The 17,568-nt window shown below is 35.5% G+C and carries 15 protein-coding genes and 1 pseudogene; 3 read left to right on the plus strand and 13 right to left on the minus strand.

The window, feature by feature from the left end; all coding sequences use genetic code 11:
• Positions 1–33 precede the first annotated feature (33 nt).
• Genes secA through pyrC form a run of 3 tightly spaced genes read left to right on the plus strand, consistent with a single transcriptional unit; the run spans position 34 to position 4,787 of the window.
• Positions 34–2,712, plus strand: coding sequence for a preprotein translocase subunit SecA (secA, locus tag RMAG_RS00075; RefSeq protein ID WP_011737443.1), 2,679 nt, complete (start codon positions 34–36; stop codon positions 2,710–2,712).
• Positions 2,705–3,763, plus strand: coding sequence for an anhydro-N-acetylmuramic acid kinase (locus RMAG_RS00080; RefSeq protein ID WP_011737444.1), 1,059 nt, complete (start codon positions 2,705–2,707; stop codon positions 3,761–3,763). Before secA ends, RMAG_RS00080 begins: the two co-directional genes overlap by 8 nt.
• Complete coding sequence (pyrC, locus tag RMAG_RS00085) at positions 3,753–4,787, plus strand: dihydroorotase (protein WP_011737445.1); 1,035 nt, start codon at positions 3,753–3,755, stop codon at positions 4,785–4,787. Before RMAG_RS00080 ends, pyrC begins: the two co-directional genes overlap by 11 nt.
• A 337-nt stretch (positions 4,788–5,124) precedes the next feature.
• Here the strand turns inward: pyrC and ribF are convergent, their stop codons facing one another.
• The 13 genes and pseudogenes from ribF to uppS form a co-directional block, all read right to left on the minus strand.
• Positions 5,125–6,027, minus strand: a complete 903-nt coding sequence (gene ribF, locus RMAG_RS00090) for a bifunctional riboflavin kinase/FAD synthetase (protein WP_011737446.1) — start codon at positions 6,025–6,027, stop codon at positions 5,125–5,127.
• A gap of 11 nt (positions 6,028–6,038) precedes the next feature.
• A complete protein-coding gene (locus RMAG_RS05930) occupies positions 6,039–6,488 on the minus strand; it encodes an NUDIX domain-containing protein (RefSeq protein WP_235093629.1) in 450 nt (149 codons plus the stop codon).
• A gap of 57 nt (positions 6,489–6,545) precedes the next feature.
• A complete protein-coding gene (locus tag RMAG_RS05935) occupies positions 6,546–7,046 on the minus strand; it encodes an HhH-GPD family protein (RefSeq protein ID WP_235093625.1) in 501 nt (166 codons plus the stop codon).
• On the minus strand, positions 7,046–8,101 hold the full coding sequence (gene metA, locus RMAG_RS00100) for a homoserine O-succinyltransferase MetA (RefSeq protein WP_011737447.1): 1,056 nt from the start codon (positions 8,099–8,101) through the stop codon (positions 7,046–7,048). Before metA ends, RMAG_RS05935 begins: the two co-directional genes overlap by 1 nt.
• Positions 8,101–8,937, minus strand: coding sequence for a hypothetical protein (locus tag RMAG_RS00105; protein ID WP_011737448.1), 837 nt, complete (start codon positions 8,935–8,937; stop codon positions 8,101–8,103). The genes metA and RMAG_RS00105 overlap by 1 nt, the downstream gene beginning before the upstream one ends.
• A 27-nt stretch (positions 8,938–8,964) precedes the next feature.
• Positions 8,965–10,152 (minus strand): alanine transaminase, encoded by a 1,188-nt coding sequence (gene alaC / locus RMAG_RS00110; RefSeq protein WP_011737449.1) that lies wholly within the window; start codon positions 10,150–10,152, stop codon positions 8,965–8,967.
• Between the two features lie 30 nt (positions 10,153–10,182).
• Positions 10,183–10,513 (minus strand): annotated as a pseudogene (locus RMAG_RS00115) (FKBP-type peptidyl-prolyl cis-trans isomerase).
• 10 nt (positions 10,514–10,523) lie between these two features.
• Positions 10,524–11,324 (minus strand): DUF2797 domain-containing protein, encoded by an 801-nt coding sequence (locus tag RMAG_RS00120; RefSeq protein ID WP_024792084.1) that lies wholly within the window; start codon positions 11,322–11,324, stop codon positions 10,524–10,526.
• Positions 11,325–11,329: 5 nt separating this feature from the next.
• Positions 11,330–12,208: a phosphoribosylaminoimidazolesuccinocarboxamide synthase gene (locus RMAG_RS00125; protein ID WP_011737452.1), complete on the minus strand. Its 879-nt coding sequence runs from the start codon at positions 12,206–12,208 to the stop codon at positions 11,330–11,332.
• 510 nt (positions 12,209–12,718) lie between these two features.
• Positions 12,719–13,837, minus strand: coding sequence for a M23 family metallopeptidase (locus tag RMAG_RS00130; RefSeq protein ID WP_011737453.1), 1,119 nt, complete (start codon positions 13,835–13,837; stop codon positions 12,719–12,721).
• Positions 13,830–14,981, minus strand: a complete 1,152-nt coding sequence (gene ispC, locus RMAG_RS00135; RefSeq protein WP_011737454.1) for a 1-deoxy-D-xylulose-5-phosphate reductoisomerase — start codon at positions 14,979–14,981, stop codon at positions 13,830–13,832. Before ispC ends, RMAG_RS00130 begins: the two co-directional genes overlap by 8 nt.
• Entirely contained in the window at positions 14,978–15,778 is an 801-nt protein-coding gene (locus RMAG_RS00140) for a phosphatidate cytidylyltransferase (RefSeq protein ID WP_011737455.1), read from the minus strand. Before RMAG_RS00140 ends, ispC begins: the two co-directional genes overlap by 4 nt.
• On the minus strand, positions 15,772–16,488 hold the full coding sequence (uppS, locus tag RMAG_RS00145) for a polyprenyl diphosphate synthase (protein WP_034415696.1): 717 nt from the start codon (positions 16,486–16,488) through the stop codon (positions 15,772–15,774). Before uppS ends, RMAG_RS00140 begins: the two co-directional genes overlap by 7 nt.
• Positions 16,489–17,568: the final 1,080 nt, after the last annotated feature.

Below are 17,568 nucleotides of genomic sequence, written 5' to 3' on the forward strand. Positions count from 1 at the left end.
TGGGTTATTTAAATTAATTTAAACATATCCTATATGAGTATTTTAAATAAAGTTTTATCAAAAATTATTGGTTCTAGAAACGATCGATTCATTAAGGTATTGTACAAAACTGTTGATAAAATTACTGAATTGGAGTCAAAAATGCAAGCACTTAGTGACGAACAACTCAAATCTAAAACCCAAGAATTTAAAGATAGAATTAACAATAAAGAGACCCTAGATTCAATTCTTGTTGAGGCGTTTGCCGTGATTCGTGAGACATCAACACGAGTATTAGATCTTAGACACCATGATGTGCAACTCATTGGTGGCATGGTACTTAATGATGGTAATATCGCAGAGATGGGCACAGGCGAAGGTAAAACTTTAGTGGCAACTCTACCTGCCTATCTTAATGCGCTTAGCGGTAAAGGCGTACACATAGTCACTGTGAATGACTACTTAGCAACTCGTGATGCACAATGGATGGGCAAAGTATTTGATTTTTTAGGCATGAGTGTGGGTGTTATTGTCTCAAATATGGCACATGAAGACAAGCAATCAGCCTATCTGTGTGACATTGCTTATGCAACTAATAATGAGTTGGGTTTTGATTATCTTCGTGACAATATGGCATTTACTTCTGAGCAAAAAGTGCAACGTATACTTAATTTTGCCATTGTGGATGAGGTGGATTCTATTTTAATTGATGAGGCTAGAACGCCTTTGATTATTTCTGGTCCAGTGGATGATTATGCACAAATTTATCAGACTATTAACCATATGATTCCTAATTTTACAAAGCAAATAGAAAATGGAGAAGGCAAAGAAATAGTCATTGAAGTGGCGGGTGATTATACCGTTGATGAAAAGCACAAGCAAGTGTTTTTGACTGATGATGGTCATGGTAAAGCTGAGCACTTATTAATTGATGCTGAAGCCTTACCAGAGGGTGTTAGTCTTTATGATGCGAGCAATATTTTACTAATGCAACATATTAATTCAGCATTACGTGCGCATATTTTATTCCAAAAAGATGTGGACTATATTGTGCAAGATGACGAGGTTGTGATTGTTGACGAATTTACTGGCAGGACTATGCCAGGTCGTCGTTGGTCAGAAGGGCTACATCAGGCTATTGAAGCTAAAGAAGGAGTGAGCATTAAAAAGGAAAACCAGACGCTTGCCTCAATTACTTTTCAAAACTATTTTAGACTTTACACAACACTTTCAGGTATGACAGGTACTGCCGATACTGAAGCTGTGGAATTTCAAGATATTTATGGTCTGGAAACCTTAGTTGTTCCACCTAATAAACCGTCAGCACGTGCAGATAAATCAGACAAAATTTATTTAACAACACAAGAAAAATTTGAAGCTATTGCATTTGATGTTGCCAATTGCCAGCAAATTGGACAGCCAGTTTTGGTAGGTACTAGCAGTATTGAAAATTCAGAATTAATTTCAACCCTATTAGAAAAAAACAATATCAAACACGAAGTTTTAAATGCTAAACAGCATGAGAGAGAGGCAATTATTATTGCTAATGCCGGTAGTATCGGTGCAGTGACCATTGCGACTAATATGGCAGGTCGAGGTACGGATATTGTACTTGGTGGTAAATTGTCTGAAGAGGCAACTGATAAGCAAAAAGTTGATTGGAAAATTCAGCATGACGACGTTATTAAAGCAGGTGGCTTACATATTGTGGGCACAGAACGTAATGAGTCACGTCGAGTGGATAATCAATTACGTGGTCGTGCTGCCCGTCAGGGAGATGTTGGTTCAACGCGTTTTTATTTGTCATTAGAAGATAATTTAATGCGCATTTTTGCCAGCAAAAAAATGGCATCTATGATGCAAAAATTGGGCATGGAAAAAGGCGAGGCGATTGAGCATAAAATGGTCAATCGAGCTATTGAAAACGCCCAAAGAAAGGTAGAAGGTATGAACTACGATGCACGTAAACACCTTTTAGAATATGATGATGTTGCCAGTGATCAAAGAAAAGTTATCTATCAATTACGTGATGATTTGATGAGTGTCAGCGATGTTCAAGATCGTTTTATTAGTATTAGAGTAAAAGTCATTGAGCAGTTTTTTGCAGACTATATTTCAGCTGAATTGATGGAAGAGGATTGGGATGTTGAAGGCTTACATAATGCACTAAAATTAGACTATTCAGCTGATTTTCCATTAAAACAATGGCTTGATGAGGGTATTGATATTGATGAATTACAATTAAGAATTATTCAAGGACTCAGTACAATTTGTGACCATAAAGAAAAAATCGTTGGTACTAAACCTATGCGTGAATTTGAAAAATCAGTTATGTTGCAGACTCTTGATCACTATTGGAAAGAGCATTTAGCAGCTATGGATTATTTACGCAAAAGTGTTAATTTACGTGGTTATGTGCAAAAAAATCCAACGCAAGAATATAAGCACGAATCGTTTGCTATGTTTACCTCGATGCTAGACACCATTAATATTGAAATTGTTAAATCTCTATCAAGCGTTACTATTAATGAAAATACCAATGTATCAGATGTTGAACAGGAAAATAATGAAGGTGTGCAGGTTCAGCATGAAGAAGTTGAAACCTTGGGTGTTAATGACGCTGAATTAGAAATTGCGAAACAAAATAAATTTCAAAAAAGAAAGAAAAAAGTAGGGCGAAATGATCCTTGTTCTTGTGGTTCAGGAAAAAAATATAAAAAATGTCATGGCTAACTACATCGGCTTAATGTCTGGTACTAGTCTTGATGGTGTTGATGGAGTTATTATCAATGGAATGGGTAGGAAAGTACTAACACAAGCTTATTTACCCTATTCTGACAAGCTAAAGAAAAGCCTATTAGAACTTACCCAAAATTCAAAAACTTTATTAGAAAATCTGGCTAATATTGACATTCAAGTGGCGAATTGTTTTTCTGATACAGTATATTTATTATTGCAACAAGCAGGGCTTAAGGTAAAGAATATCAAAGCAATTGGCTCACATGGTCAAAGTATTTTCCATAAGGGTGGTAAGTATTCAATGCAAATTGGACATGGTGCATTGATTGCCGAACAAACAAGTATTACCACAGTGGCTGATTTTCGTATGCAAGATGTAGCCGCTGGTGGGCAAGGCGCACCACTCACACCGCTTTATCATCAGCATATACTTAATGGCAAAGACGGCGTAATTATTAATCTGGGTGGTATTGCTAATATCACTCATAGTTTTAATGGTGGAGTAGTCGGGTTTGATACAGGTCCTGCTAATACATTACTAGATAACTGGATAAAAAAGAACAAAGGATTGGATTATGATCAGGACGGTGTTTGGTCGCGTTCTGGACTAGTGAATGAATCCTTATTAAATTCAATGCTTGCAGATGATTATTTTTATCAAGGCTACCCTAAAAGCACAGGTCCAGAATATTTTAATTTAGACTGGCTCTCGCAACATCTAAATGGCACTGAGCAACCTGAAGATGTACAAAGAACGCTAATAGAGCTCTCAGTGATGAGTATTTCTGCAAACATTCCCTTAGGTGCAGATACGTATTTATGTGGTGGTGGTGTACACAATTTATTTTTATTTGAGCGTTTGGTTTATCAAAACCCTGATAGCAAAGTTACATTAACTAATGATTTGGGTGTATTTGTGGATTATGTAGAAGCTGCTGCATTTGGTTTTTTTGCTCAACGAACTTTAGCAGGTTTACCGTCAAATTTACCGTCGGTAACAGGCGCTAAGAGCGAAAGGGTATTAGGAGCAATTTATGCAATTTAAAATGATTCAACCGGATGATTGGCATTTGCATGTGCGTTCAGGTGCAGCATTAAAATCAATTATTGGTATGACAGCAGCGCAAATGGGTAGAGCAATTATTATGCCTAATTTAAACCCACCTGTGACTAACGCTCTTCAGGCATGCACTTATAAAGAGGAAATTTTATCTGCTCTGCCAAAGGGCAGCAAATTTAACCCATTGATGGTTTTATATTTGACTGACAATACCACACCTAAAGACATTCAAGAAGCGATTGATAATAGCGTTGTAGCAGCTAAGTTGTATCCTGCAGGGGTAACGACTAACTCTGATAGTGGTGTGACCAATATTGCCAAACTGTATCCGACACTGGAGAGTATGCAAAAATTAGACATACCACTTTTGGTGCACGGTGAAGTAACGCGTGCTGAAGTGGATATTTTCGACTGCGAGGCAGTTTTTATTGATGAGGTCTTGAATCAAGTGGTGAGTGATTTTCCTGAGTTGAAAATTGTATTTGAACATATTACCACTAAAGACGCCGTTGATTTTGTTTTGGCAAGTCATCATAAAATAGCAGCAACTATTACACCACATCATCTTTTGCTCAATAGAAATGATATGTTGATGGGTGGTATCAAGCCACATTATTTTTGTTTGCCAGTTTTAAAGCGTAAGAATCCTCATCAATTAGCACTATTAGACGTTGTAACTAGTGGCAATTCTAAATTTTTCTTAGGTACAGATTCTGCACCACACACTAAGGCGAATAAAGAGTCTGCTTGTGGTTGTGCTGGTATTTTTACCGCACATTGTGCCATTGAACTTTATGCGATGGTTTTTGAATGCCAAAATTCAATAGATAAGTTAGAAGGATTTGCCTCAAAATTCGGTGCAGATTTTTATAATTTACCCTATAATATACAAACCATTACACTTAAAAAACAAGATTGGACTGTTCCAGAAAGCTATCCTTTTGCATATAGCGATATTGTGCCATTTATGGCAACTAAAACACTTAGCTGGAAACTTATAGGATCGTGAATAATACCAGTACCAGTTAGATAGGCCAATCACCATTAGTGGATTATTCTTATGTGTTTTCATTTTTATTGCCTGCTCTTAAAATAGGTGCAATGAAATATGTTAAGTTTAGATAATTAATTCATATACCACTTTGTGTAAGTTTTGACTTGAATAAAAAAAATAAATTAGATTTATCTCAAAGAGCTTTAGCGAAAAAACTGTAAGTAGCACCTACGTTTATTTTAAAAATTAAAATAGTTGTATATTTAGATATTATAAAGCTTTAAGACTTAACTCTTATCAAGTTATTGATTTATTTTCTCAACTTGATAAAAAAATTCTTAAAGAAGGCTACTCAGAGTCCAAAAAAGTTTTTGGCATCTTTAACGTCTGACTTTATTTGTCGTTTTAGTGCTGAAAAAGAATCAAATTTTTGTTCATCACGAATTTTATATTTGAATACAGTCTTGGCATTTTCACCATAAATCTGGCTGTTAAAATCAAATAAAAAAGCTTCTAATAAAATTATTTCGCCCCCAATTGTGGGGCGTTTACCAAGATTGCATACACCGTTATAAATCTTACCATTTAATTCTACATTAACGGCAAACACGCCTAATAATGGGCTTATTTTTCTTTTAATGAGAATATTAATGGTGGGAAAATCGATAGCTCTGCCTTGTTTTTGGCCATGAATGATTTTTCCTGAGATTGAAAATTCTCGTCCTAATAGCTGATTTGCTAAGTTAAAATCACCTTTTTTAAGTGATTGTCTGATTTTTGAACTACTAACTCTGTGAAAGTTGTGAAGCACGGTAGGTGTTTTTTCTACTTCAAAATCAAAAGTTTGTAGTAAAGAAAAATCACCTGTTCGGTTGGCGCCAAAACGAAAATCATCGCCAACTATACAGTGTTTAATATTGAGTTTTTTTAGCAGAATCTGCTGAATGAAGGCATCAGCAGAAAGTTGTGAGAATGGCGTATTAAAGTTAATTAACAAGTATTCCTCTAGTCCAAGATTTGTAAGCAAGGCGTGTTTTTGTTTAAAACTACTTAATGTGGCTTGCATATGTCCAAAAAAGTGTTGTGGCGTTGGTGAAAATGAAATAAGCACTGATGGTAAATTCATGATTTGTGCTTTTTTAACCAAAGTTTTGATAATTTTTTGATGTCCTATATGAACACCATCAAAGTTGCCAATGGTAACGACACTGCCAAAATGAGATTTTAAATTTTGTAAGCCACGAATGAGTTTCATAAACGTTTATTTTAGTTTAATTGGCAGATGATGTTATCAACTGGTTTTGGTACGCCAATATTTAACCGAGATAAAGATTTGAATTCACCTTTGACATCCTGGCAGTGAATGAGTAAATGATAGTGGGTGAATCTGTGTTTAAAAGTGATTAGATTTTTTTTTACCATAGCTGATGGGTGAAGATCAGCTATGGTTTGCTGAATGTCTTTGTCATTATCTGCGCATTCTACAAAGCTCCATAACCCACCACAAATGCCATTGTTTGGGCGTTTTTGTAGATAGATATTGTGTTCATCTTTAAAAATTAGCATGGCAATTGAGCGTGTGGCTTTGTTTTTCTTTGGCTTTTTCTTTGGGTATTTATTTTGAGTGTTAGTTTGTTGTGCCAAGCAATCAGATCGGATTGGGCACTGTTCACAATCTGGTTTACGTTGGGTGCACAGGGTTGCGCCTAGATCCATGATGGCTTGTGTATAGTCTGCATTGTGTTCATTAGGCGTATGATATTTGGCTAAGTGTCAAAGTTCTTTAAGTGTTTTGCTTTGTCCGTAATGACCTTTAACTTGATGGTATCTTGAAAGTACACGTTTAACATTGCCATCAAGTATGGCATAGTTTTGATTAAAGCTAATGGATAAAATAGCACCTGCTGTGGATTCGCCCACACCATGCAAGTCAATTATTTGTTTAAATTTAGTTGTAAAATTGCCTTGGTATTGGTTCATGATAATATTGTCAGTTGTGTGTATGTTTCTTGCTTTGGAGTAATATCCTAAGCCTGCCCATTGAGCTAATACTGAATCTTCAGAAGCTCTGGCTAAGGAGACCAATGTTGGAAAATGCTGAATAAAATTATTAAAATAATCAATAACCGTTGTTACTTGAGTTTGTTGCAACATGATTTCACTCAGCCAAACATGATAAGTATTGTTTGGCGTGTCTTGTTCCGTTTGCCAAGGTAGGTAATGACGACCAAATTTATCAAACCATTTCAGTAGTGGCCTTGAGATTGGGCGCACTATTTTAAATTAAGCGGGTCGTGTGGATTAATACCATCCATAAATGGCTTATCAATGTCTTCATGAGTTACTTGATAAACGCAACCAATCCAATTATTGATGATAACATTAGTGGCGTTACTCCAAGTATTATTTAGGGTTTTACTAATTAGTTGCTCAGGAAAATCTGTAATGCTAAATTCTGAGGATAAAAGTTTGGTTTTGTACTCATTGAGAATAGCTTTACTTTGTTCGGTTAAATAGTGTTCAGGAAAAGGTGGATAGTCATCTCGTGTTTTTTTTAAAAAGGCAATAATATCACGTTTGTATTCTTTTAATAAGCTAATAGTGTCGTATTCTGGATGGCCTTGGAAAAATACAATTCTTAATAAATCTTCGCTAACTCCTAAGTGTACACCAATTTTACTTTCAACCAAAATTTTAACCCCAGTAGTATCAAATTGTGTTTTTGAAATTTCATTAAAGCGAGAATGTGGAACATCAAAGCGTGTATTCACGCCATTCATTAAAGGGTGTTGTCGGTCTAGTACTTGGTGTGGAAATACACCCCAACACTTTTCACCAATGGCTTGACGTTTTTGTCCATATCTAAACTCCAAGACGGCATGCGTCGCTAAACACGAGCATAATGTTGAAGTAACGTGGTTATACGACCAATCAACTACTTCTTTTAATTCTTCATAGAAAGGTGCTTTTTGTAAATCTTCTTGTTCAATATGTGCGCCTGTAATAATCAGCGCATCAAGTCCTTGGGTTTTAATATCTACGAAAGTTTGATAATGTTGTTTGACGTGTTTACTTGTTGTTTTTCCGTGCTTGATTGACAATAGTGTAAATGGATGTAGATAAAATTGTGCAATTTGGTTAGAATGCCCAACAAGGCGAAAAAATTGGCGTTCGGTTGTTTCAAGTGCAGCATCTGGCATCATGTTTAATAAGCCAATATGTAATTCACGAATGACTTGGTTGTTTGCCCTGTCTTTTGATAGAATGGTTTCACCTTCATCTTTAAGGCGTGAAAAAGCAGGCAAGTTTGAATGTGCAATTAGTGGCATTAGTTCATTGCTCCATAAATAAGCTCAAAGACTTCATCAGCATTCTTGCACCGATACAGGCCCTCACTATCAATGGTGTAACCATATTTTTTAGCAATGGCTTCATATTTTGGCTTGCGGTGTTCAAGCAAGCGTGGAAATACCCAGCGTACAAACTCGTTTGGATCTATTTGTGCGACATAAATTAACTGGTTTTTTTGTAGGTAAATACTCAATTGTTGTTTCAGAAAATTAGCCTGATAATACAAAGGTTTTGGATGTGTTTGTGCACATTCAACCAAAGCGGTTTCGTTGGTTTTGCTGGCTCTAATGTAGAGAATTACTGTGTTGTTAGCTAGGGTTTGATATACCTGCTCATTGTCTAATTCACACAGGCTGCCACCTGCATCATTAATAAAATGATTAAATCCTTGTGTTTTTGCTTTTTGTATAAATTGTGGTACGTCAAGCATGGCCTTTGTTTCTGCGTTTAAGTGCATCGTTTGACGGGCAATAAAAGTGCCAATTGGTGTACCACCTAACTCAGGATTACCAGCTTTACCTAAAAAAGCAGATACTGATGATAAATTATCAAAGGTAATGTGATTTTGAATGCTGATAGATTCGTTATCCAGCAGGTCTTTTAGCCATTTGTCTTGTCGGATGTAGTTCTTTATGTTGTCTAAAATTTTATCATTCAAATATTCAGCGCCAATGCGATAATCTCCAGAATAATGAAAGTATTTATCTTGATAGCTAAGGAGTTTTGCTAAGTGTGTTTTACCCACGCCTGACATACCTAATAGCGTTAAGCATTTATGACTAGAGTTTTTGAATTTAATGGCTGATAGTTTCATGATTTTGAATTTGCATCAAATTCGTTTTTATAGCAAGCCATCTTGTCTAAACATTTCGCGAATGCCTCGGATTGCTTGGCGGGTTCGATGTTCATTTTCAATCAGTCCAAAACGTACGTATTGATCGCCATAACTTCCAAAACCGATGCCAGGTGATACGCCAACTTTTGCGATTTTTAGCAGTTTTTTGGTAAATTCTAATGAGCCCATGTATTGATAAAATTCAGGAATTTTTGCCCAAACAAACATCGTGGCTTTAGGCGGTGTCACCACCCAACCAACTGATCTCAAACCACCACAAAGAACATCACGTCTGTCTTGGTACATATTAGATATTTCTTTTACACAGCTTTGATCTCCTTCTAGCGCTTCAATAGCGGCGATTTGAATGGGAGTGAACATGCCATAATCTAAGTAAGATTTAATTTTTGCAAGCGCATCCACTAAGGTTAGGTTGCCCACCATAAAGCCCACACGCCAACCTGGCATGTTATAGCTTTTTGACAACGAGAAAAACTCAACAGCAATCTTTTTAGCGCCTTCTACTTGTAAAATACTAGGCGCTATGTAATCATCAAATACAATGTCTGCATAGGCCAAATCCTGAACCACCCAAATTTTATGTTCTTTGGCAATTTTTATAACTTTTTTTAAAAAGTCCAATTCAGCACATTGTGTGGTTGGATTGGAAGGATAATTTAAAACCATAATTTTTGGCTTTGGCCAAGTGTTTTTAATAGAACGTTCTAATTCTGTTAAGAAATCATCATCCGGACCACAAGGAACATGCTGAATATCTGCACCTGCAATCACAAATCCATACGGATGAATAGGATATGCAGGATTAGGCACTAATACCGTATCGCCACTACCCACAACTGCCTGTGCTAGATTAGACAGCCCTTCTTTAGAGCCAATAGTAACAATGGCTTCAGTTTCTGGATCAATATCAACATCAAAGCGTCTTTTATACCAATTGGCAATGGCTTTTCGTAATCGTGGAATACCGCGGGAAGTAGAATAACGATGAGTGTCTTTACGACGTGCTGCTTCTACCAGTTTTTCAACAATATGATCAGGTGTTGGCTGATCTGGATTGCCCATGCCAAAGTCAATAATATCTTCACCACGAGCTCTAGCCTTGGTCTTTAGTTCGTTAGTAACTGCAAAAACATAAGAAGGTAGTCTTTTTATTCGTGGGAAATCATCGTTCATTGTTGTTTGGTTTGTATTAGTTAGGATGAATTATTGAATGGCTAATAATTTAACTTCAAAAACTAGTGTAGCATTTGGTGGAATAAGATCGCCTGTACCCTATTATCTCTCCATAAGCTAGTTTTGAAGGAATGGTGAGTTTACGCTTACCACTAACGCGCATACCATTAATACTTTGGTCCCAGCCAGCAATGACTTGTATAACACCAAGTTTAAAATCAAAAGGCTTGTTTCTATCAATACTAGAGTCAAACTTTTTGCTATTGGTGAGCCAGCCAGTGTAATGCATTGAGACAGAATCGCCAACTTTGCAAATAGCACCTGTACCAGTTTCTAAATTTTGTATTTTTAAATTAGCCATGTTTATTTTCCTAATAAATTAATGTAATATGATATGAGCTAAATTTTCTAATGTTTAACACACCCGTATCAAGCAATAAGTATTGTCCTTTAATGCCTTGCAAAATACCTTCAATTTTAGGGGTTTTATCAAAATTTAATGAGCTAATTTTGCTAGGGTATTTTACCACAGGGTAGTTAATTTCTAGAGCTTCATTATCTAGCATGATTGCGCTCAAAGTATCAATTAAGTGAGATATTGTTTTGAACAAATCATCGCGTTTTGTACTTAAATTGGTGTGTTCCACCTCGTTTTTTAGCATTTTTCTCCAGTTGGTTTTATCATTGACATAATCTTTAAGTGCCATTTCAATTTTGCCTGATTTGAGTCGATTATTCATCTCAAGTATTGGCAGTGCAGTAATTGCTCCTTGATCAATCCAACGGCTAGGAATGTTGCTTTTACGAGTAATACCAACCTTTATCCCAGATGAATTGGCTAAATAAACAATATGCGGATTAAAGCAATTATTTAACCCCCATTGTGGTTCACGGCACGTACCAAGGTGATGATGGCAAGTTTCAGGTTTCATAATACACAAATCACATCTGGCTAAACGTTGACAACAAGGATAGCAAAATCCTTGAGAGTAACTTTTATTGGTACGTTCTTTGCAATTTGAGCAAACAATTTCACCATTAAATTCAAGGCTAATTGATTGATTGATTAAATCATTCATATTTAGCAATTTATCACCCATTGGCAGTTGATACTGTACTACACCACTATTTAAGTGGGTATGCATTTTTGCAATAAGTCCATTAATTTGCATGGTTTTTAATCTTGCATCAATCGTTGCTGAACTTCTTTGTATTTGTTAGCGATTTGTTGAATAATGGATTGTGGTAGTGTTGATGCAGGCGGGCTCTTGTTCCAATCTAGTGTTTCTAGATAATCACGCACAATTTGCTTGTCAAAACTTTTTTGGCTAGTGCCTACTTGATAATCAATCTTTGACCAAAAGCGTGATGAATCAGGTGTTAGTACTTCGTCCATTAAGGTTAATTGATTGTGTTCATCCAAACCAAATTCAAATTTGGTGTCAGCGATAATAATGTCACGCTCTAAAGCATAATTAGTAGCAAATTGATAAATTTTAAGACTTACTTGCTTGACTTGTTCAGCTAGGCCTTGACCTAAAATTTTAACCGTTTTATCAAAATCAATATTAGCATCATGTTCGCCTAAATTTGCTTTTGTGGAAGGGGTGTAGAATGCTTTAGGTAACTTTTCGGCTAGTTGTAGATTGGTGGGTAGTTTTATGCCACAAACCTTGCCTGTTTGTTGATAGTCTTTCCAACTAGAGCCAATAATGTAGCCACGAACAATAGCCTCAATAGCAAGTGGGTTGAGTTTTTTGACAATAATACCACGACCTTTGATTAGAGTTGCTTCTTTGGTATTTAGAATACTATCAAGTGGCTCAAGGGTTAAGTGGTTAGGTATGATATGCCTGGTTTTTTCAAACCAAAAATTTGCTATCTCGGTTAAGATGATACCTTTATTGGTAATAGGATCGTCAAAAATAACATCAAAGGCACTGAGTCGGTCGGTGGTAACAATTAGCATGCGTTTATCATCAATGTCATAAATATCTCTAACTTTGCCTTTTTGAATTAGTGGTAGGCTTAGGTTTGTGTTAAATAGTGTTCCCATGGTTTACGTGTGCGTAAGTTGCTTAATTTAAGTATCATTTTAATCAAATATATGGCTAGGTTTGCAAATTCTTATTATTTGCGTATACAGCCTTCAGTAATTGCCTTAACGTTGTTATAAGGTGTATTACGATTTATTAAAATTGACCATGAAATTGGTTCGAGCAATGCAGCAAGGGGACAGTCTTTTTTGTTTTAAGGTTCTTTTAATTTAGGTGATTTCTATGCCATGTATGAGTATGTCTTAAATTTGTTTGATGGCAATGATGGTTTTATTAAAAATGAGTTTTTGGTATCAAATTTTTTGAAGAGTCTTTTGAAGTGCATGACAATGCAAAATCTGCATTAATAACAACTATTATTCGTAATAAATTGTTTGTATTTTGCACTAAAAAATATAATATTAAACCGTATTGCAGAGACCGTAGATATATCAAAAAGTAATATATAAAGCTAGATTATTTATCTGACCTTAATCCACCTATCTGGCGTGTTTGAATTTATATTCAAACTATAAACTAGATAAAATCTTATTAACTTTGATTTTAAAGTCCTGTAGATTGGCACGGCTAATACCTTTTTGTGCGGGTAGTTTATAAGTGAGAGGGTTTCTTCTTTTACCTTTGTAATGTAACTCATAATGAAGGTGTGGACCTGTTGAGCGTCCTGTTGAGCCTACATAGCCAATTATTTGACCTTTTTTAACCTTTTTATCTTTGTACAGGTTATTGGCATATTTTGATAAATGTGCATAAACAGTGACGTAATCAAAACCATGTTGAATAATGACGACCTTGCCAAGTGCACCTTTTTTATCTTTAGTGGTGATTATGCCATTGGCAGTAGAATAAACAGGCGTACCATAGTTGGCTGCATAATCAACGGCCCGATGGGGACGCCAAGTTTTTAAGATTGGGTGGTAACGTCTGAGTTGAAATTTAGAGCTGATACGCTTGTATTTTAAAGGTGCTTTTAAAAAAGATGAACTCAGGGAGTGGCCAAAACGATCAAAATAACCGGTATGTCCATGTTTATTTTTATAAGCAAATGCCTCAATGGATTTATTTTTGATAATACTTTGGTAAATGATAGCCACTGGTTTGATATTATCATTATTAACAATGATAAATCGGTCGCCCTTTTTAAGGTCTGTATTAAAGTTTAGTTGCCGTGAAAGCGCTTTAACAATGAGATTGATAGTGCTAAAACCAATCCCTTCTTTTTGCGCATCAACACCAAAGGAGTGGTTAATTCTAACCACTGTTATGGACAAATTAATAGGTATTTGTTTAGATTGTTTTTTGAGAATAGTGGAAAAATAATTGTTGTTAAGTATAACATTTAGGTTCGTTTTACGATTTAACTGATAAGTTAGGGATTTAAACTGTCGATTATTACTCAGCCTAATGGTTAGCTTATGACCAATAGTAAGCTGGTTAAGCTTTTTATTGTTTTTATTGGCAAAAAGCAGATTAGCTAGCAACCGACTAGACAGTCCAAGCTTGGAAAAATATTGGCTTAGCGAGTCACCACGCTTAATAGTAAAGTGATATGCGTTGTTGTTAGCATAAGCAGATGCTATGCTAAAAGATATCAATATTAGTAATATATTTGTATAGAGCTTACCCATATTGCTTGATTATTTCACGGGTCATTTCACGAGCAACAAGGTCGTTATTGACAACCTCCTCTAAAGAGTTTGGTGTTGTGTGTTTCATGGCACTTAGTGTTTGGTCAATAATTTTTGGTATATCTAGAAAGTTGATTTGATGATTAAGAAAATATTCAACTGCAATTTCATTGGCTGCATTCATGGTAATCATAGCGTTGCCACCCTTATTTAGCGTTTCAAAGGCTAGTTTTAGGCAAGTAAATTTTTCAAAATCTGGCTGATAAAACTCTAAGGCAGGAGTATTAGTCAAGTCAAGCGCAGTAACACCAGAGTTAATACGTTGTGGATAACTCATGGCATATGAGATAACTGTACGCATATCTGGTTTACCTAATTGAGATAATGTTGAGCCGTCTTTATAATAGACTGATGAGTGCACAATGCTTTGCGGGTGTACCACCACATCAATTTGTTCTGGTGTAAGTGAAAATAAGTAATAGGCCTCAATCACTTCCAGCCCTTTGTTCATCATAGTGGCAGAATCAACCGAAATCTTACGCCCCATTGACCAGTTTGGATGTGCACAGGCCTGATTTGGGGTGATGTATTTAAATTTGCTAATCGGTGTATGCAAAAATGGGCCACCACTGGCAGTTAACTGGATTTTGTTTAAGCCTGATCTACCACTTTGTAGACATTGGAAAATTGCGCTATGCTCTGAATCAACAGGAATCAGTTCGGCATTAAATTCTTCTACTGCTTTCATAAAAATATCACCTGCCAATATTAACGATTCTTTATTTGCAAGCATAATGCGCTTACCTGCTTTAACGGCGCAAAGTGCTGAGGACATGCCAGCAGTGCCCACAATAGCAGCCATAACAAAGTCGGTATCTTGATGAGCAACAACTTTATCTAGCGCTTGAGTACCACTAAGTATTTGTGTATCAGTCGTAATGATGGTTGATAATTTTTCAGCAGACGACTCGTCTACCATGATTGCATAATTAGGTTGATATTTGTTACACAGTTCAAGCATTAATTGCCAGTTGGTATTGGCACTTAGAGTAAAAATGTTAAATTTATCAGAGTGTAAATCTACCACCGACAAAGTGCTTTTACCGATAGATCCAGTCGCACCAAGCAGGGTTATATTTTTCATATTAAGTCAAGTCCCAGTAGAAAGAATGGTGCCGCCGCTGTGAGCGAGTCAATTCGGTCTAGAATGCCACCATGTCCAGGCAGAATTTGTCCACTGTCTTTAATATTTGAGATACGTTTAAATAAGCTTTCAAATAAATCACTTAATACTGACACACTAGCAACTATAATGGTTAATAGTAAATAACTCAAATATTGTTTGGTAGCTATATTTTGATATTGTAAAAACATAACCATCACCACTAAGGCAACACCAATGCCACCAATCATGCCCTCGATTGATTTTCCTGGACTTACTTTTGGTGCTAGTTTCCGTTTACCAATTGCTTTTCCGACAAAATAAGCGCCAGAATCAGCACCCCAAATAATTAGCATGAGTAACAAGAAATATTTAGCGCCATATTGTTGTTGTAAAGTAATTAATGCAACCCACATAGGTACTAATAACAATACGCCACTTATGACACGAACAATAAACGGATTAAACCACAGATTGGTTTTATTGGGATAGCTTAATATCCAGTATAAATTAACTATCCACCATAAAATAGATAAGTAAAGCACAAACTCAATAATTTGTACGTTGTTTTGGATGATGAGAGCGCATGCAATAATACCAACCACCAATAATAGTCTAGCAATTAAGCGCTTAAATTTAATTAAATATGAGAATTCCCATGCGCCAAGTGCAACAAAAATTAAAAGCAATTGTGTAAAGTAATGACTGGACATGGAGAATATTGCCCAAACAAATAATGGCGCTAAAATGAAAGCGGTAATGATTCTTTGTTTTAGCATGATTTTTCTTTAAGTCTTATGCCAAAACGTCGATTACGATTATTAAAGTTGTTGATGGCTTTGTTTAATTCAAATTCATTAAAATCTGGCCATAGTGTTTCTGTGAAATAAAACTCACTATAAGCAATATCCCACAGTAAAAAATTACTAATCCTAAGTTCTCCACTGGTGCGAATTAACAAATCAACATTTGGTTCATCGGCTAATGACAGATATTGTGAAAAGCTATCTATATTAATATTGCTAGCTTTTATGTCGCCATCAATAGCTGCTTTTGCTATTTTAGCTGCTGCCTGAGCAATATCCCATTGACCACCATAATTAGCTGCAATTACTAGCGTTAAGCCAATATTGCTAGCGAGTAGTGCCTGTGCATCAAGTGCCGTTTGTTGTATTTTGGCAGGAAATAAGGACATATCACCAATTATTTTTAGTCTAATATTGTGCTCATTGAGTTTTTTAACCTCTTGTTTAAGCACGCCAAGAAATAGCTTAAACAACAAAGAGACTTCTTCAGTCGAACGATTTTTATTCTCACTGCTAAAAGCAAATAAAGTAAGTGTTTTAATACCACGTATTACACAAGCTTTAACAACACCATGCACCGCTTTAATCCCTTGTTGATGTCCTAGAATACGAGGCAAAGAGTGTTTTGATGCCCAACGACCGTTGCCGTCCATAATAATTGCGATGTGTTTAAGCGTGCTCATAACAAGCTGAATTATACCTATACAGAGCATAACAGTCCAAAACCTACTTTGGAAAAAGAAAATACTTTTTAAAAAATATAATCTACTGCTAATTGTTAAAAACACTTACAAATACAAGAAAAATATCCAATGTTACAAAATCTAGTAACAAGCACTTTCAAAAATACCTACAAGCTTCTAACACATATTTTTTTAATTTAGTTCCATAATCTTCAGTGTTTTTACTTACTATTGAAACACAATCCCTTGATAAATTTACCTACTTAGACTTAAATACACAATATACTTATAACCTCAACAGTACAGTCATTGTTTAAAAAAAGACAACAAAACAATAGTACCATAATGTGTAGTGCTCTAGATTCTACAGACTCAGATAATGTCAATCTAAAAAATAAAGCCGAAAGTTTAATTAACGATAAAGCTAATAAATTTTTCAATTAGTCTAGTTCTGGTAGCATGTAAATCAGCATTTAAGAACTTAATTCAAAAGAGATAGATTATCATATTAAAATCCATTAATTTAAGTATTGGTAAGCGTTACATAGTCCAAGGCTATGATATGTTTATCGATTTTGAAATCAAATCTGTACATATGTTTAAGCATCGGCTTAGAGTATCAATGTACCAATTTTAGTAGCGATATTAATATTTATGATCCGTTTTCAGATAAAAATTCATTGGCGATTGCTTTGAGTAAACCTTGACAGGTTATGATATTCAGCTCACTGTACAAACCCATTGCTCTCCTTAGGAAAAAATCAAAGGCACGTATTACTTTTGGATGTTAAAGCTGGAGACAACATCCAATGTATGGAGATTGAGCTTACCCTTTCAATTAGTTTTTAATTTTGGCAAGAAGATTCTAATACTACCCGGAGTGTAAACTATGACAAGTTAAATTTTAAATTGTCCTTTAATGACAACGAGTAGTTCATCAATTTTGCGATTACTGATAAGCCCTTGAAAACCAGTAGTAAGATGAATTTTCTTAGATTGAGTCCTAACAAAATTCATATTTATAAATACTAGTACTACTGATAGTGATGACAATGTTTGCTGTATATTACTGGATTGATT

Source organism: Candidatus Ruthia magnifica str. Cm (Calyptogena magnifica) (genome assembly GCF_000015105.1).
In the GTDB taxonomy this organism is placed as follows: Bacteria; Pseudomonadota; Gammaproteobacteria; order PS1; family Pseudothioglobaceae; genus Ruthia; species Ruthia magnifica.

Excerpts from the sequence above, each read along its gene's own strand:
- pyrC (WP_011737445.1), top strand. The coding sequence starts at position 3,753 with ATGCAATTTAAAATGATTCAACCGGATGATTGGCATTTGCATGTGCGT.
- RMAG_RS00140 (WP_011737455.1), bottom strand. The coding sequence starts at position 15,778 with ATGCTAAAACAAAGAATCATTACCGCTTTCATTTTAGCGCCATTATTT.
- uppS (WP_034415696.1), bottom strand. The coding sequence starts at position 16,488 with ATGAGCACGCTTAAACACATCGCAATTATTATGGACGGCAACGGTCGT.
- RMAG_RS00120 (WP_024792084.1), bottom strand. The coding sequence starts at position 11,324 with ATGCAAATTAATGGACTTATTGCAAAAATGCATACCCACTTAAATAGT.
- ribF (WP_011737446.1), bottom strand. The coding sequence starts at position 6,027 with ATGAAACTCATTCGTGGCTTACAAAATTTAAAATCTCATTTTGGCAGT.
- secA (WP_011737443.1), top strand. The coding sequence starts at position 34 with ATGAGTATTTTAAATAAAGTTTTATCAAAAATTATTGGTTCTAGAAAC.
- RMAG_RS00125 (WP_011737452.1), bottom strand. The coding sequence starts at position 12,208 with ATGGGAACACTATTTAACACAAACCTAAGCCTACCACTAATTCAAAAA.
- alaC (WP_011737449.1), bottom strand. The coding sequence starts at position 10,152 with ATGAACGATGATTTCCCACGAATAAAAAGACTACCTTCTTATGTTTTT.
- metA (WP_011737447.1), bottom strand. The coding sequence starts at position 8,101 with ATGCCACTAATTGCACATTCAAACTTGCCTGCTTTTTCACGCCTTAAA.
- RMAG_RS00105 (WP_011737448.1), bottom strand. The coding sequence starts at position 8,937 with ATGAAACTATCAGCCATTAAATTCAAAAACTCTAGTCATAAATGCTTA.
- RMAG_RS00080 (WP_011737444.1), top strand. The coding sequence starts at position 2,705 with ATGGCTAACTACATCGGCTTAATGTCTGGTACTAGTCTTGATGGTGTT.
- RMAG_RS05930 (WP_235093629.1), bottom strand. The coding sequence starts at position 6,488 with ATGGATCTAGGCGCAACCCTGTGCACCCAACGTAAACCAGATTGTGAA.
- ispC (WP_011737454.1), bottom strand. The coding sequence starts at position 14,981 with ATGAAAAATATAACCCTGCTTGGTGCGACTGGATCTATCGGTAAAAGC.
- RMAG_RS00130 (WP_011737453.1), bottom strand. The coding sequence starts at position 13,837 with ATGGGTAAGCTCTATACAAATATATTACTAATATTGATATCTTTTAGC.